The organism is Microbacterium sp. LMC-P-041, from assembly GCF_030209555.1.
GTDB lineage: Bacteria > Actinomycetota > Actinomycetes > Actinomycetales > Microbacteriaceae > Microbacterium.
The window spans coordinates 108,131-122,739 of the sequence record NZ_JARVRV010000002.1 but is presented as its reverse complement, the minus strand read 5'-3'; the positions used below and the strand labels follow the sequence as shown (position 1 = coordinate 122,739).

The following is a 14,609-nucleotide window of genomic DNA, read 5'->3' as shown; positions in this document are numbered from 1 at the left end:
AGTCTGGAGGCATGGCTGCTTCTCGTACTCCTTCCCGCGGTGGGACCAAGGCAGCCAAGGTCCCGCAGGTGTCGTGGCGCGATCCGCGTCCGGCGCCGGTGGTGCTCGTGTTCGGCCCGGAGGAGGTCTGCGCAGAGCGCGCGATCGCCGGAGTCCGCGACTACCTCCGCACCGAAGACCCCGCGCTCGAGGTGACCGATGTCCGCGCTGATGACTACGCGCCCGGGACTCTCCTCGCGCTGACCTCGCCGTCGTTGTTCGGGGAACCCCGGCTGGTGCGCGTGTCGGGGGTGGAGAAGTGCTCGGATGCCTTCTTGCAGGAGGCTGTGTCCTACCTCGACCACCCGCAGGAGGGTGCGACAGTGATCCTGCGCCACACCGGGGCCAGCGTCCGCGGCAAGAAGCTGCTCGATGCGGTGCGCGCCGGGACGGGCGACGGCATCGAGATCCCGTGCCCTGCGATCAAGCGCGACGGCGACCGCGTCGACTTCGCTGCCGGCGAGTTCTCTGCGGCGAAGAAGCGGATCGCCCCGCCTGCGTTGCGCGCTCTGGTCTCGGCCTTCGCCGATGACCTCACCGAGCTCGCGGCGGCATGCCAGCAGCTGATCGGCGACGTCGAGGGCGATGTCACCGAAGAAGTCGTCACCAAGTACTACGGCGGGCGGGTCGAAGTCTCTGCCTTCGTCGTCGCTGACACGGCGATCGCCGGACGCTATGGCGAGGCTCTCGTGGCCCTGCGCCATGCCCTCGCCTCCGGCGCCGACCCCGTGCCGATGGTCGCGGCATTCGCCATGAAGCTGCGCACCATGGCGCGCGTCGCCGGAAACCGCGAGCCGAGCCGTCAGCTCGCGCAGCGACTGGGAATGAAGGACTGGCAGGTCGACCGTGCGCGACGCGACCTCGCCGGATGGAACGAGCGTTCGCTGGGAATGGCCATCCAGGCGACGGCGCGCGCCGATGCCGAAGTCAAGGGTGCCGCCCGCGACCCGATCTTCGCTCTCGAGCGGATGCTCACCGTCATCGCCACCCGCCAGCCGTTCGGCGAGTGAGCGCGGTCTGACGCGCGGCAGCTGCCTCGTCCGTCGAGATCGCTGGCACATACGGTTCCGAGCACGCGAAAGAGCCCGCCCCGCGAACGGGACGGGCTCTTGTCACACCGTCAGGCGTGGAATCGGCTCAGAGAGCGGAGACCTGCTTGGCGATGGAGGACTTGCGGTTCGCAGCCTGGTTCTGGTGGATGACACCCTTGCTGACGGCCTTGTCGAGCTTGCGGGAGGCAGCCTTCAGAGCAGCCTCGGCTGCAGCCTTGTCACCGGAGACGACAGCGGCGCGGGTCGCGCGGATGTGCGTCTTCAGCTCGCTCTTCACGGCCTTGTTGCGCTCGTGAGCCTTGTCGTTGGTCTTGTTGCGCTTGATCTGCGACTTGATGTTTGCCACGTGTGGACGCTTTCTGTACGGAGTTGTTAGGAAGTGCCGGCAGAAGAAGAGGGCTTCCACTCGGCGGTCGTGAGGGAAGAACCCACACGCAAGCCAAGAACCAACTCTACCAGCATCCGGGCGGTTCACCCTAAACGAGCGAGGTGTCCTCGTCACTGATGCGGTGTCGGTGCGTGTGGGTGCACAATCATCAGTATCCCGACACTCGCGTCGCGACCCCGACGTCAAGGAGCGACATGAGCCCCGCCCTCCCATCCGGATCGCCGGTGTCCGCTCTGCGGAGAGTCGGACCGCCATGGATGACCGTCTTCACCCTCGCCTGGCTGGCGATCTGGACGGTGCAGCTCACTCCGGTCCAGTTGCTCCTCCCCTTGCAGTTGAACACGTCTGAGAAGGACTGGATACCCGGCGTCATCTCGTCCGGGCTGGTGCTCGGCATCGGCGGTCTCGCAGGGATCGTCGCGGGCCCGCTGGCCGGGGCGCTGTCGGATCGCGCGGCCGTCGGACGGCGGCGCCGGCGACCATGGGCGATCGGTGGCGTGCTCGTCACCGCGCTGTTCCTCGTGGTGACCGGTTTCAGTGAGGGGCCCTGGGCCGTGGGAGGAGCCTGGGTCGGTGTGTCGATCGGCGTCGCGGTGTCGTCGGCCGCCTTCACCGCACTGATAGCGGACCAGCTTCCTCCGACGCAGCGTGGCGCCGCATCCGCCGCCGTGGGCTCCAGTCAGGCGGTGGGCATCGTGCTCGGCGTCGGGCTCGTGGTGCTCCTCGGGCTCGGCATCCGTGAGGGGTACCTGCTGCTCGCCGGGATCATCGCGACGGTGGGAATCGGTGCAGCGCTGCTTCTGCCCGATCCGCCCGCGGCCGTCGACGCGACTCCGGTGACGCGTGATCGTCATCTGCTGGCATCGCTGCGCGATCGGGATTTCGCCTGGATGCTGTCGGGCCGGCTCGTGACCAACATCGGCAACGCGCTCGGCACCGCACTGTTCCTCTTCTTCCTGCTCCATGGTCTGCACCAGGAGACGACGGTGGCGCAGGACAACCTGCTGCTCCTGATCGTGGTCTACACGCTGTTCGTGGTGCTCGCATCGGTGTTCACCGGTGTGTTCTCCGATCGCACGGGCAACCGGCGTTCCCTCACGATCCTGGCGACCCTGGTGCAGGCGGCCTCCGGCGTCGTGATCGCCATCGTGCCGACCTTCGAGGCGACGATGGTCGCCGCCGCGCTCATGGGGCTCGGCTACGGCGCGTTCTCGACCGTCGGGCTCGCCTTCGCCGCCGACCTGCTGCCCGGCGAGAGGGACCACGCCCGTGACCTCGGCATCGTCTACGTCACGGCGGCGCTCGGCCAGCTGATCGGCCCGGTGCTCGGGGCGGGGCTCGTCGCGCTCGTCGGGGGATTCTGGCTGGTGTTCGCAGCAGCCGCCGTGCTGTCGCTCGTGGGCGGTGCGCTCACGGCTCTGGCGAGGCAGCCGGCGCGGGAGCCGCGGCCTCACCCGTAGCCTCGGATTCGATGGTCGCGACGGCCAACCGCAGGACGGCGTTGAAGATCTGCGGACGCATCGCCGTGACGAGGTGCGTGGTGCGCGGCACGACGATGAGCTCTGCGTGAGGCGCGAGCCGTCGGAAGAGGGCCTCGTTGACTCGCAGCTGATCCCACTGTCCGTTCACGAACCACAGCGGCACGCGGATGCGGGCGACCGCTGTCGCGAGATCGAGCGTGGCGAGATTTCGCAGTGCCGTGTCCTGGGTGTCCAGCGCATAGCCGCCGGCGGCGAAATCGGAGCGCGTCTCTTCGGGGATCGTCGCTTCGAGGATGCGTTTCGTGATCCACATCCCGCGATCGGGCAGCCGATCGACGGCGCGCGCGATCGCGCGATACGCCGCGAGACCGGCGCCTCGGGGGAGCGACGTGCACGACGCGGCGACGAGCCCCGCGACCCTCGGTGCCTCCGCTCCGCCGACGTAGGCGAGTGTCAGCAGGCCGCCCATCGAGTGCCCGACGAGCAGCACGGGACCTCGCGTCGCTGCGTCGCGCACCGCGACGTCGATGGTGTGGAGCGCCTCGTGCAGGGTGAAGTCCTCCTCCATCCGGGTGCCATGCCCGGGAAGGTCGACAGCGACGGCCCCGATGCCCTGCTCCTCGAGGAAGGCGAGTTGCGACCGCCACATCGTCGCGGACGTTCGGATGCCGTGCACGAAGACGATCTGGACGCTCACGCGTTCAGCATAGAGAAAAGCGGGGCCGGTGGATGGACCACCGACCCCGCTGCGAAGCTCTGACGAGTCAGGCTCCGAATGGATTACTTCTCGTATCCCACGTTCTCCACCGGCGTGATGCCGAAGAGGTCGAGACCCACGTAGGGCTCGGGCGTGAGGTTGGCGAGACCTTCCTTGACGGTCCAGATCTCCGGGCCGTTGAGGACCGGGATGATGCCCCAGGTCTTCGCGAAGATCTCGGACTCCATCTCCATGGCCTTCTTGGTCTGCTCGACCGGGTCGGAGATCGTCTCGAGCTCCTCGTGGATCATCGTGTCGATCTCCTCGGTGCCGGTGCCCGACAGGTTCAGGCCGCTGTCCGAGCAGTACAGCTGGCAGAACCAGGCGGCACCGAACGGGTCGGACGACGTGAAGTTGAGGAAGAAGATGTCACCGTTCTGCGTGGTGTAGTCCTCGGCGAAGTCGGCGGACGGGCGGGTGTCGATCGTCACCTCGACGCCGACCTCCTTCAGCTGCGCCTGAACGGCGAGCGAACGCGCGCGCGCGGTCTCGGTGTCGGAGTGCACGGGGAAGACGAGCGACAGGCGCTGGCCGTCCTTCTCGCGGATGCCGTCGGCACCGGCGACCCAGCCGGCCTCATCGAGGAGCTTGTTGGCACCCTCGGTGTCGCCGTCCTTGCGGCCGGCCTCCTCCAGCGCGTTGACATAGTCAGGCTGGAACGAGAAGAGGGTCAGGGACCCGGCGGGCTCCTCGGTGTAGTTCAGGCCGTTGAAGACGATGTCCTTGACCTGCTCGATGCTGATCGCCTCGAACACGGCCTTGCGGACCTCGAGGTCGGACAGCACCGGGTTGGTCGAGTTCAGCGTGAAGATCGCGTTCGCGGTCGCCTGACCCTTGTAGGTCTTGACGCCTTCGAGACCCTCGACCTGTGCGAGCAGCTCGGCGCTGCCGGTCTCGGCCATGTCGACCTCGCCGTTGCGCAGTGCGTTGACCGCCGCGGTCGGCTCCATCTGGATGAAGGAGACCTTGTCGAGCAGCGGAGCGTTGCCCCACCACTTCTCGTTCGGGACGAGCGTGACGACGCCGCCGGTCTTGTCGAAGTTGTCGACCGTGTAGGGGCCTGCGGCCCATTCCGGGTGCCAGTCGCCGAGGAACGCCGTGTTGAACAGCTCAGGCGTGTTGACGGCCGGGTGCAGCAGCTGCGAGTAGACCATCTCGGGCCAGGCGAACTCGCCCTTGAAGGTCACGATGACGTCGCGGTCGTTCTCGCCGGCCTCGACGGACTCGATCTCCTTCCAGCCGTCGGTCGCGTTGGGCTGGTACTCCTCGTTCTCGCCGCTCTGGGCTTCCCAGGTGGCCTTGAACGCGGTGACGTCGATGGGCGTGCCGTCGTTCCAGACAGCCTTCTCGTTGACCTTGAAGTGCAGGACGGTCTTGCCGTCCTCGACACCGAAGGAGTAGTCGTCGAGGTATGCGTCGTTCTTCTTGACGGTGCCGTCAGGATCCATCAGCAGGATCTGGGGGCGGAACCACGTCCCGATCTGGGTGACGCGGGCGTCACCGTCGCTGTGGAAGTAGTTCAGCTGCTCGGCGATGTTCGAGACGGGGATGCGGAGTTCGCCGCCCTCTGCGAGGTTCTCGCGGGGCTGCGGGTTGTAGTCCGCGCCCTCGACCGTCTGAGCTTCGCCTTCACCGCTGTTGCCGCCGCCGTTGCCTGCCGGTGCGCACCCGCTCATGACGAGGGCGAAGGCGGCGCCGAGAGCAGCGATGCCCATCAGCTTCTGATGCCGTTTCATGGTACTCCTTAGTGCCTGTCGGCCTTACTTGGGATAGGGGCAGACTAACCCCGCAACTCTCGGGCGAAACCCCAGTGACACGGAACCGTTATCGGACTGTGCACATCGGTACACAGGTCAGCTGACGGCGATGGCCTCTGCGTCGAAACCCTCGACGGGAAGGATGATCCGCTCGCGCGTGCGCTCGATGTCGGGGTCGGGGATCGGGATCGCCGAGAGCAGCGCCTTCGTGTAGGGGTGCTGCGGATCGTCGAACACCTGATCGACGTCTCCGTGCTCGACGAACGAGCCCTTGTACATCACTGCGACCCGGTCGGCGATGTGGCGTACGACGGCGAGGTCGTGCGCCACGAACAGGTAGGACAGCCCGAGCTTGGCCTTCAGCTCGTCGAGCAGGTTGATCACGCCGGCCTGGATCGAGACGTCGAGAGCCGAGACGGGCTCGTCGAGCACCACGATCTTCGGGTTGGTCGACAGCGCTCGTGCGATGCCGATGCGCTGACGCTGACCACCCGAGAACGCCTGGGGGAAGCGGTCGCTGTGCGCCGGGTCGAGACCCACGAGACCCATGAGCTCCTCGACGCGATCGAACACGTCGTCCTTGCTCATGCCGATCGCGAGCATCGGCTCGGCGATGATGTCCCAGACCGTCATGCGAGGGTCGAGCGCCCCCATCGGGTCCTGGAAGACGATCTGAAGATCACGACGGAGCTTTCGCTCCTCCGCTCGGTTCTTGATGTCAGCGACGCTCGTGCCGCCGATGCGGATGTCGCCGTCCTCCTGGGCGACGAGATCCATGATCTGGAGGAGCGTCGTCGTCTTCCCGCTGCCCGACTCGCCGACGATCGCGAGGGTCTCACCCTGGCGGATGTCGAAGCTGATCCCCTTGACGGCGTGCACCTCGCCGACCTTGCGCTTGAAGAGCGCACCCTTCATGAGGGGGAAGGTCTTGTTGAGGTTGACCGCCTCGAGGGTGATGGGACGGTCCTCGCGGGGCACCTTCGCCAGCCCGCTCTCGGGGATCTCCGGGACGGGGAAGACGGGGAGTCCGCCGATGCGTCCGTCGTCGTCGATGTCGTTCGCGCGGATGCAGGCGACGGAGTGGTCGGAGTGACCCTCGGTGGAGATGCGGAGCAGATCGGGCTCGCGCTGCAGGCACGCGTCGATCGCGATGGGGCATCGCGCCGCGAACGGGCACGCATCCGGCAGATTGATCAGGAGCGGGGGGTTGCCCTTGATCGGGATCAGCGGCACCTTCTCGGTCTTGTCGACCCGCGGGATGGCACCCAGAAGGCCGATCGAGTACGGCATCCGGGTGCGGTAGAACAGCTCGCGCACCGGGGCCTGCTCGACGGGCTTGCCGGCGTACATCACCAGCACGTCGTCGGCGGTCTTGGCGACCACCCCCATGTCGTGCGTGATGATGATCATCGCGGCGCCGGTCTCCTGCTGCGCCTTCTCCATGAGCTCGAGGATCTGCGCCTGGATGGTGACGTCCAGCGCGGTCGTCGGCTCGTCCGCGATGATGAGCTTGGGATTGTTGGCCATCGCGATCGCGATCACGACACGCTGACGCATGCCGCCGGAGAACTCGTGCGGGAAGGCCTTCATGCGGCGCTCCGCCTCGGGGATCCCGACGAGCTTCAGCAGCTCGACGGAGCGGTCCCAGGCGTCCTTCTTCGACAGCCGACGATGCACCGTGAGAGCCTCGATCAGCTGGTCACCGATCGTGAACACGGGCGTGAGCGAGGTCAGCGGGTCCTGGAAGACCATGGCCATCCCGTTGCCGCGGATCACCGAGAGCTGCTTGTCGGACTTGCCGAGCAGTTCCTGGCCGTCATAGATGATCGACCCGGTGACCTTGGCGTTGTCATCGAGCAGGCCCATGATCGCGAGCGAGGTGACGGACTTGCCCGAACCGGATTCGCCGACGATGCCGAGGGTGCGACCCTCTTCGAGGTCGAACGAGACGCCGCGCACGGCATCGACTCGACCGGCTTCCGACGGGAAGCTGACCTTGAGGTCTCGGACGGAAAGGACAGTACTCATGCGCGACCTCCAGCCGCAGAGGTCGGATCCAGGGCGTCGCGCAGACCGTCGGCGATGAGAGCCATCGAGACGGTGAGCAGGGTGAGCGCCGCTGCAGGGAAGTAGAAGAGCCACGGTGCGCTCACCAGAGTGCTGGAGCCGTAGCCGATCAGGGCGCCGAGCGAGACGTCGGGCAGCTTCACACCGAAGCCGAGGAACGAGAGCGCGGTCTCGGTGAGGACGGCCGACACGACGCCGAGCGTGAAGTTGATCACCAGCAGCGACCCGATGTTCGGGAGCATGTGACGCAGGACGATCCGCATCCCCGAGAGCCCGGCGTAGCGAGCGGCATGCACGTACTCGCGCTCGCGGATCGACAGCGACAGGGTCCAGATGATCCGGGCAGGGAAGAACCAGCCGACGACGAAGATCATGACGAGCGAGATCACCAGCCAGTTCCCGCCGGCGTCGTTCGAGATCATCGCGAGGATCAGGAAGTTCGGGACCACCATCATGAAGTGGATGATCGCGAGCATGATCCGCTCGTACCGGCCGCCGAAGTAGGCGGCGGTGGCACCGATGAGTGCAGAGACGACCGTGGTGCCGATGGCCACGAGGGCAGCGATCATCATGGAGCGCTGAAGACCGACGGCGACCTGGGCGAAGTTGTCGTTGCCCGAACCGTTCGTCCCGAACCAATGCTCGGCCGAGGGAGCCTGGCGCAGCGCGAGGAAGTCGAGGTCGGTGTGCGAGTACGGCGCGATGAGCGGTCCCACGATCGCGAACACCACCAGAAGCGCGAGGATGACGACGCCGATCAAGGCACCGCGGTTGCGCAGGAACCGACGCGTGTACAGCGTCAGCATCGAGGTGCGCTTGCGGTTCTTCGGCTTCTCCGGCTCGGCGATCTCGGGGGACACCCCGATGGCTTCCAGGGACATCAGCTCACCCGCACTCTCGGATCGAGGACGACCACGGCGACGTCAGCGAGGATCGCGCCGATCGCCGTCATCAGGGCGCCGAACGCCGCGACTGCGACCACGCCGTGAATGTCGTTGTTGTTCAGGGTCTGGATGAAGTACCGACCCATTCCGTTCCAGTTGAAGATCGTCTCGGTCAGCACCGCTCCGGTGAAGACCGCGGGGATCGTGAACGCGACCTGCGTCGTGACGGGGATCAGCGACGTCCGCAGCGCGTGCTTGCGGATGGCCTGCTGCTTGGTGAGTCCCTTGGCACGGGCGGTGCGAACGTAGTCCGCCTTGATGTTGTCGAGCAGCAGCGAGCGCTGCAGGAAGTGGATGGACGCGTAGCCCGTGAGCACCAGGCCGAGTGTGGGGAGCGTCAGATGTTGGAGGACGTCTATGAGGACGGGGAAGAATCCCTCGACCCCCTGACTGGAGGATCCGACGACGTAGAAGACGGTCGTGCCGACCGCGTTGTTGAAGTTGATCGCGAGCAGAACCAGAGCGAATCCCGCAACGACCGTGGGGATGTTCATCGTGATGATGCTCGTGCCCTGACCGATGCGGTCGGCCAGTTTGTACTGACGGGATGCCGTGTAGACACCGAGGGCGATGCCCAGGATGGTCGTGATGATCGTCGCCCCGAGCACGAGCTCGGCGCTGATCCAGACCCGATATGCGACCTGCTCGTTGACGGACTCGCCTGTGGGGCCGACTCCCCAGTCCCAGCGGAAGAGGATGCTCGAGAACCAGGTCCACCATCGTTCGATCAGGGGGACCGATTCGCTGAGGTTGCGAGGCTTCAGCAGCGCATCGATCTGATCGGGCGAAAGCGGAGGTCGACGTCCGACGTAGTTGTTCTCGGGATCGAGATACAGCCACGCGAGGAAGTAGGTGATGTTCGTCGCGATGACGATCATCAGCACCCATCCCAGCAGGCGGCGCAACAGATACTTGATCAAGGTGATGATTCTTTCTCTTTTACAGACGCGCGCGGGATCCGCCGACGCAACGCTGAGCCGGGAAGACAGTCAATCACCATCAGCCGATCTGCGCGACACGACGCCTGCACTTGGTCTGTGACGGAGTCTTATCGCTCACGGGATCCGGTGTCACGGATGGCTCCCGGGCAACCTCGGCAGAATATCACCGGATCGCACGAAGCGGGCATAAGCCTCACCTCACCGTAGAATCGTCAGGACATGTCACCACGCGCTCTCACTCCGCTTCAGCCTGCCGCGACGCCTTCGGCGCAGATCCGCAACTTCTGCATCATCGCGCACATCGACCACGGCAAGTCGACCCTCGCCGACCGCATGCTCCAGATCACCGGCGTGGTCTCGGATCGCGACATGCGCGCGCAGTACCTCGACCGCATGGACATCGAGCGTGAGCGCGGCATCACCATCAAGAGCCAGGCCGTGCGGATGCCGTGGGAGATCGACGGCGAGACATTCGCGCTCAACATGATCGACACCCCGGGGCACGTCGACTTCACCTACGAGGTGTCCCGGTCTCTCGCCGCCTGCGAGGGCGCGATCCTGCTCGTCGATGCCGCCCAGGGCATCGAGGCCCAGACTCTGGCGAACCTCTACCTCGCGCTAGAGAACGACCTGCACATCATCCCGGTGCTGAACAAGATCGACCTGCCGGCGGCCGACCCCGACAAGTACGCCAAGGAGCTGGCATCGCTCATCGGCGGCAAGCCCGAGGACGTGCTCCGCGTCTCGGGCAAGACCGGTGTCGGCGTCGAGGAGCTGCTCGACCGCCTGGTCAAGGAGATCCCCGCACCCGTCGGAGACGCCGATGCTCCGGCCCGCGCCATGATCTTCGACTCCGTCTACGACGCCTACCGCGGGGTCGTCACCTACGTCCGCATGGTGGACGGCAGCCTGTCGCCCCGCGAGCGCATTCAGATGATGTCGACGGGTGCCAACCACGAGGCGCTCGAGGTCGGCGTGTCGAGCCCCGAACCGGTGCCGTCCAAGGGGCTCGGCGTCGGCGAGGTCGGCTACCTCATCACCGGAGTGAAGGACGTCCGTCTGTCGAAGGTCGGTGACACGATCACGACGGCACGCAGGCCCTCGACCCAGGCTCTGCCGGGCTACACCGACCCGAAGCCCATGGTCTTCTCGGGGATCTACCCGATCGACGGCAGCGACTACGCGGAGCTCCGGGAGGCGCTCGACAAGCTCAAGCTCTCCGACGCCTCGCTGCAGTACGAGCCTGAGACCTCGGTCGCCCTCGGTTTCGGCTTCCGCTGCGGGTTCCTGGGACTCCTGCATCTCGAGATCATCACCGAGCGTCTCGAGCGAGAATTCGGCCTCGACCTCATCACCACCGCACCCAGCGTGATCTACGAGGTGCTCACGAGCGACACGGGCGAGACCGTGACGGTGACGAACCCGAGCGAGTACCCCGACGGTCGCATCGGCTCGGTGTCGGAGCCGATGGTGAAGACCGCGATCCTGCTGCCCAAGGACTACGTGGGCACGGTCATGGAGCTCTGCCAGTCTCGTCGCGGAGCGCTGCTGGGCATGGAGTACTTCTCCGAGGAGCGCGTGGAGCTCCGCTACATGATGCCGCTCGGTGAGATCGTCTTCGACTTCTTCGACCAGCTCAAGTCCAAGACCCAGGGCTATGCCTCGCTCGACTACGAACCCGCCGGACAGCAGGAGGCGGACCTGGTCAAGGTCGACATCCTGCTGCAGGGTGACAAGGTCGACGCGTTCAGCTCGATCGTGCACCGCGACAAGGCCTACGCCTACGGCACGCTGATGACGGAGCGACTGCGCAAGCTGATCCCTCGCCAGAACTTCGAGGTGCCGATCCAGGCCGCCATCGGCGCCAGGATCATCGCCCGCGAGACGATCAGGGCGCTGCGCAAGGACGTGCTCGCCAAATGCTACGGCGGTGACATCAGCCGCAAGCGCAAGCTCCTCGAGAAGCAGAAAGAGGGCAAGAAGCGCATGAAGATGGTCGGTCGTGTCGAGGTGCCGCAGGAGGCGTTCATCGCAGCGCTCTCCGGCGACGTCGAGGGCAAGGACAAGAAGTAGGACCTTCGGGCCGGGCTGTTCCCGGCGTGGAGGGTGATCGTCCAGGGAACGGGAAGTAGGCTGGAACGCATGCGGCGCGGGACTTTCCGAGACGACACGGTTGACTATGCGGCCGTGGGTGCGACCCACGCGCCCGATCTGATGCAGTACCCGCCGGAGCGCAGCATCCCGGCGGAGAACTCCTGGCGGATCGGCAGCGGTCATGACCGCTTCCAGTCCGCGGGCGAAGCGCTGCTGACCTGGACCGCGCAGCGCGCGGCGGGCCTCAGCATCGAGGATGTGCGTCCCGCGCCCGGTCCCGCCTACGCCGGTGTCAGCTTCGACGCCGAGGGCACTCCGATCGCACCGAGCAAGAACGACGTCGAACAGCGCTTCGACGCGGAAGGCACCCCGTTCGCCGGCCCGGGCATGACGTTGCGTCTGCATGGGCGGGTTGCCGGCATGCGGGCGGATGCCGAGCTGCGCGTGATCTCCGTGACCGAGGAGAAGCGCCGGATCGGATTCGTGCTGGGCACGGTCGGAGGCTCGGTGGTGCGCGGTGAGGAGTCTTTCGACATCGACTGGCGTGAGGACAACGACGAGGTGTGGTTCTCCGTCCGTGCCTTCGACGCGCCGAACTCCCTGCTCTACCGCGTCGTCCCGCCGCTGGTGAAGCGCCGTCGCCGGGAACTGTTCGCACGCTATCTGCGGGCGATCTCGCCGCTGTACGCGACTCCGGTCTGATGGTCGCACCTCTCTGATGGCCGGTCCGCTTCCACTCGGCGATCCGGCACCGGCAGACGGACATCTGCCCTCCGATCTGCCGATCGATTCCTCCGTGCCCTTCTCCGCATACCTGCACGTCCCCTTCTGCCGGGTACGGTGCGGCTATTGCGACTTCAACACCTACACCTCGGGAGAGCTCCGCGGCGCGAAGCAGGAGGACTACGCCTCGACGCTCATCACCGAGATCGCCCTGGCGAGGCGCGTTCTCGCGGATGCGGGCGCGCTGCGCCCGATGGACACCGTATTCTTCGGAGGCGGCACGCCGACGCTGCTGCCGCCGGGCGACCTGGCGCGGATGCTCGGTGCGGCGACCGACGCGTTCGGCCTCGTCGACGGCGCCGAGGTCACGGTCGAGGCGAACCCCGACACGGTGACGTCCGAGGTCGCGCGGACCCTCGCGGATGCCGGCGTCACGCGGCTGTCGATCGGCATGCAGTCGGCAGTGCCGCATGTGCTCGCCGCTCTCGACCGCACTCATCGCCCCGAGAACGTGACGACAGCGGTCGCCGCGGCGAAGGACGCTGGCCTCGCCGTGAGCGTGGACCTCATCTACGGCGCCCCCGGTGAGTCGATCGGTGATTGGGAGGCGTCGCTCGATGCGGCGCTCGCACTCGAGTCGGACCACATCTCGGCGTACGCGCTGATCATCGAGGACGGCACGAAGCTCGCGCGACAGATCCGCCGAGGCGAGGTGCCGGCGCCGGACGACGACCTGCAGGCCGACATGTACGAGCTCGCCGATGCGCGTCTCGCAGCGGCGGGCTTCGACTGGTACGAGATCAGCAACTGGTCTCGCTCGCCCGAGCAGCGTTCGCGGCACAATCTCGCCTACTGGCGGGGGAGCGACTGGTGGGGATTCGGTCCCGGCGCGCACAGTCACGTCGCCGGCCTGCGGTGGTGGAACGTCAAGCATCCGGCCGCGTATGCACAGCGGCTCGCCGCAGCGGAGTCTCCCGCCGCCGGCACGGAGCGGCCGGACGAGCAGTCGACGACGCTCGAGCGCATCCTGCTGCTGAGTCGCATCCGCGAGGGCATCGCCGTCAGCGACCTCGCCGCGGACAAGAGGACACGCGTCGCGGGTCTGATCGCGGATGGGCTCGTCGACCCGGCCGCTGCCGTTCGCGGACGCGTGCAGCTCACACTGCGGGGGCGCCTGCTCGCCGATGCCGTCGTGCGTGAGCTCACCGACTGATCGGCGACCGCTGAGTCCGGACATCGTGCCGGATCAGCACGTGGTCGGCGTCGGCGGGTAGAATTGGCACTCGTAGCCAGTGAGTGCCAAGAGGGAGGGAGTTGCGATGGTCAGCGAAAGAGGCCTCCAGGTTCTCCGCGCGATCGTGCAGGACTACGTCGAGACCCATGAACCCGTCGGCAGCCGATCGATCGTCGACCGATACTCCTTCGGCGTGTCCGCGGCGACGATCCGCAACGACATGGCACTGCTCGAAGACGAAGAGCTGATCGCCGCCCCGCACACCTCCTCCGGTCGCGTCCCCACCGACAAGGGCTACCGCGTGTTCGTGGATCATCTCGCCCAGCTGCGGCCACTGTCGGTCGCGCAGCGCACGGCCATCGAGTCCTTCCTCACCGCTCCCTCCGACCTCGACGACCTGATGGTGCGCACGGTCCGAGTGCTGACGCAGCTCACGGGGCAGGTCGCGCTGGCGCAGTACCCGTCATTCGCGCGCGCGCATCTCACGCATCTCGAACTCGTGGCGCTGGCGCCGAATCGTCTGCTCATCGTGCTCGTCACCGACGCGGGCGGCGTCTCGCAGCGCATCGCCCCGCTGCCCGTCGACGTCGACGACGCCGACATGGCGCTGCTGCGTGCTCGTCTCTCCGCCCTGATCACGGGCCGGGCGGTGAGCGACGCCGCTGAGCGGCTGCAGGCGCTTCTCGCGGACGACGCACACAGTCATGACGTCGTACTGCGCGCTCTCGCGACGATCGTCATCGACGAGCTCGGCGCCTTCCGTCAGGAGCGCCTGGTGATGGCCGGAGCAGCGACTCTGGCTCGCCGCGAGCAGGACTTCCGCGGCAGCATCCACCCTCTGCTCGAGGCGATCGAGGAGCAGGTGACGCTGCTGCGGCTGATGAGCGAGATGGAGGCGGACTCCCACGGTCTCGCCGCCAGCATCGGCACCGAGAACGCGTCCTTCGGCCTCGGCGAGGCATCGATCGTGGCCAGCAACTACGCCGCCCCCAGCGGCACGGCGCGAGTCGGCGTGATGGGGCCGACGCGCATGGACTATCCGAGCAATCTCGCGGCGGCGCGGGCCGTGGCCCGCTATCTGTCTCGGATGCTCGACGAAGACGAGGCGGCCCGCTGACGCGGCCGCCCAGAG

The 14,609-nt window shown here is 66.7% G+C and carries 12 protein-coding genes; 6 read left to right on the top strand and 6 right to left on the bottom strand.

Annotation, left to right across the window (positions count from 1 at the left end; translation table 11 throughout):
• The first annotated feature begins 11 nt into the window (after positions 1-11).
• Positions 12-1,049 (top strand): DNA polymerase III subunit delta, encoded by a 1,038-nt coding sequence (holA, locus tag QRN21_RS04465; RefSeq protein WP_053096547.1) that lies wholly within the window; start codon positions 12-14, stop codon positions 1,047-1,049.
• 127 nt (positions 1,050-1,176) lie between these two features.
• On the opposite strand, the gene rpsT is transcribed toward holA, so the two are convergent.
• Positions 1,177-1,437 carry a 30S ribosomal protein S20 gene (gene rpsT / locus QRN21_RS04460; protein ID WP_053096545.1) on the bottom strand — a complete coding sequence of 87 codons (261 nt, stop codon included), beginning with the start codon at positions 1,435-1,437 and terminating at the stop codon, positions 1,177-1,179.
• 236 nt (positions 1,438-1,673) lie between these two features.
• Here rpsT and QRN21_RS04455 point away from each other — a divergent pair, with 236 nt between their 5' ends.
• Entirely contained in the window at positions 1,674-2,939 is a 1,266-nt protein-coding gene (locus tag QRN21_RS04455; RefSeq protein WP_285363235.1) for an MFS transporter, read from the top strand.
• On the opposite strand, the gene QRN21_RS04450 is transcribed toward QRN21_RS04455, so the two are convergent.
• From QRN21_RS04450 to QRN21_RS04430, 5 genes are all read right to left on the bottom strand, one after another.
• Positions 2,890-3,657 (bottom strand): alpha/beta fold hydrolase, encoded by a 768-nt coding sequence (locus QRN21_RS04450; protein WP_072591399.1) that lies wholly within the window; start codon positions 3,655-3,657, stop codon positions 2,890-2,892. The two genes, QRN21_RS04455 and QRN21_RS04450, sit on opposite strands and share 50 nt — an antisense overlap.
• Positions 3,658-3,740: 83 nt before the next feature.
• Positions 3,741-5,453, bottom strand: a complete 1,713-nt coding sequence (locus QRN21_RS04445; protein ID WP_053096539.1) for an ABC transporter family substrate-binding protein — start codon at positions 5,451-5,453, stop codon at positions 3,741-3,743.
• 117 nt (positions 5,454-5,570) lie between these two features.
• Positions 5,571-7,502 carry an ABC transporter ATP-binding protein gene (locus QRN21_RS04440; protein WP_285363234.1) on the bottom strand — a complete coding sequence of 644 codons (1,932 nt, stop codon included), beginning with the start codon at positions 7,500-7,502 and terminating at the stop codon, positions 5,571-5,573.
• Entirely contained in the window at positions 7,499-8,422 is a 924-nt protein-coding gene (locus QRN21_RS04435) for an ABC transporter permease (protein ID WP_053096534.1), read from the bottom strand. Before QRN21_RS04435 ends, QRN21_RS04440 begins: the two co-directional genes overlap by 4 nt.
• Positions 8,422-9,405 (bottom strand): ABC transporter permease, encoded by a 984-nt coding sequence (locus QRN21_RS04430; RefSeq protein WP_053096532.1) that lies wholly within the window; start codon positions 9,403-9,405, stop codon positions 8,422-8,424. Before QRN21_RS04430 ends, QRN21_RS04435 begins: the two co-directional genes overlap by 1 nt.
• 240 nt (positions 9,406-9,645) lie before the next feature.
• On the opposite strand from QRN21_RS04430, the gene lepA reads away from it, so the two are divergent.
• The 4 genes from lepA (at position 9,646) to hrcA (ending at position 14,594) form a co-directional block, all read left to right on the top strand.
• On the top strand, positions 9,646-11,499 hold the full coding sequence (gene lepA, locus QRN21_RS04425; protein WP_053096530.1) for a translation elongation factor 4: 1,854 nt from the start codon (positions 9,646-9,648) through the stop codon (positions 11,497-11,499).
• A gap of 69 nt (positions 11,500-11,568) precedes the next feature.
• Positions 11,569-12,222, top strand: coding sequence for a DUF1990 domain-containing protein (locus tag QRN21_RS04420; RefSeq protein WP_053096528.1), 654 nt, complete (start codon positions 11,569-11,571; stop codon positions 12,220-12,222).
• Between the two features lie 16 nt (positions 12,223-12,238).
• Positions 12,239-13,456 carry a radical SAM family heme chaperone HemW gene (gene hemW / locus QRN21_RS04415; RefSeq protein WP_072591396.1) on the top strand — a complete coding sequence of 406 codons (1,218 nt, stop codon included), beginning with the start codon at positions 12,239-12,241 and terminating at the stop codon, positions 13,454-13,456.
• Between the two features lie 106 nt (positions 13,457-13,562).
• Positions 13,563-14,594 (top strand): heat-inducible transcriptional repressor HrcA, encoded by a 1,032-nt coding sequence (gene hrcA, locus QRN21_RS04410; protein WP_053096524.1) that lies wholly within the window; start codon positions 13,563-13,565, stop codon positions 14,592-14,594.
• Positions 14,595-14,609: the final 15 nt, after the last annotated feature.